The 1331-nt window shown below is 76.6% G+C and carries 1 protein-coding gene; it reads left to right on the plus strand.

The features are described from left to right. The first annotated feature begins 412 nt into the window (after positions 1 to 412). Positions 413 to 931, plus strand: a complete 519-nt coding sequence (locus tag GUY61_RS38370) for a DUF1707 and DUF4190 domain-containing protein (protein WP_243767045.1) — start codon at positions 413 to 415, stop codon at positions 929 to 931. Positions 932 to 1331: the final 400 nt, after the last annotated feature.

Genomic DNA, 1331 nt, shown 5'->3' on the forward strand with positions numbered 1-1331 from the left:
GGGCCCTGGGCCCGGGCACCTCGCACACGCGGGCGAGGGAACGCTCCCGTACGGGTCGCGGAGCGGCCGGTGGCGCGGCCCCGGCCGGCGGCCGCCCGCTCCGCTCGGGCGCGGCCCGCTCCCCGGCGGCGTCCGGCGCACGGGCCCGCCCGGGTTCAGGACTCCGGTCGTGGCACCGGGCCGCGCCCGGCCCGCCCCGCGGCGGCAGTTGTCCTCGGGCCCGGCCATCGCGACGCGGCCCGGCCCCGTTTCGCCTACCAGATGCTCCAAACTCCCGCAGGCGTCGCCGCGTCCGCCGCGCCGGAACGATCCGTGGCGGGTGAATCCGGCCGCGCCTGCCGGAACCACGGGGCCCCGTTGTGCGTTGTTCACGGCAAGTAGCGGGGGAGGCGATCAAGGTGGCCTCATGTCGATGAACCAGTGGAGCGCCGGCGGGCCGCCCGTTCCGTGGTCGCAGCACGGTGTCGCGCACATGCGCGCCTCGGACGCGGACCGTGAACGGGCCGTCGATGTGCTGCGTGCCGCGTACGGTGAAGGGCGCCTGTCCAAGTCGGAGCACGACCACCGGGTCGGCGCCGTCTACCGCGCCGCGACCTACGGCGAGTTGGTGCGCCTCGTCGGTGATCTGCCGCACGGGCCGCTGCCGTTCGCCCCCGGTCCCGCCGCGGTACCGCAGGCATTCCTGCCTCCGCCGCCCCGGCCGACGAACGGTTCGGCCTCGGGCGCGCTCGTCTGCGGCCTTCTGACGATGGTGACGGGGGGACTGACGGGGGTCCCGGCGGTGATCCTCGGCCACAAGGCGCGGGCCGAGATCCGCAGGACCGGTGAGGACGGGGACGGCATGGCGATCGCCGGCCTGGCCATGGGCTGGCTCGCCATCGGCGGCTGGACGCTGCTGATCCTTCTGTTCGTCCTGATGTCCGGCGGCTGATCGCGCCCGCCGCGCCCACGGAATCGGGCCGTCCGCGCGCAAGGCTCAGTGCTTCCTCTGAACCACGGCCGCGCGGGATTCTCCGCCGCCCACGCGGGTGACATTCCCGGCACGGGCCGGGGAGACTGCCCGGCCCGGGAGGGGGTTGCCGACTGCTCGCCGGCGAGCGCGCACGAGGGCGGTTGCCGGCGGGCCGCGGCGGGGCGTGGAGACGGCGCTGCCGGCAGGACGCTGCGCCGCGCCGCCTTCGGCGTGGACTCACCGCCGTCCGGGCTCGGCCGGAGACTCGTCCGCATGGGCAAGGCACTGGACTCGGACCCCGACCGGCACTCCGATTCGGGCTGGGGCCCGGACTCCGGGGCGGGCCACGGCGGCGGTCACTCCTGCGGCGGCGGGGGCG

Source organism: Streptomyces sp. GC420 (genome assembly GCF_009916105.1).
Classification (GTDB): Bacteria; Actinomycetota; Actinomycetes; order Streptomycetales; family Streptomycetaceae; genus Streptomyces.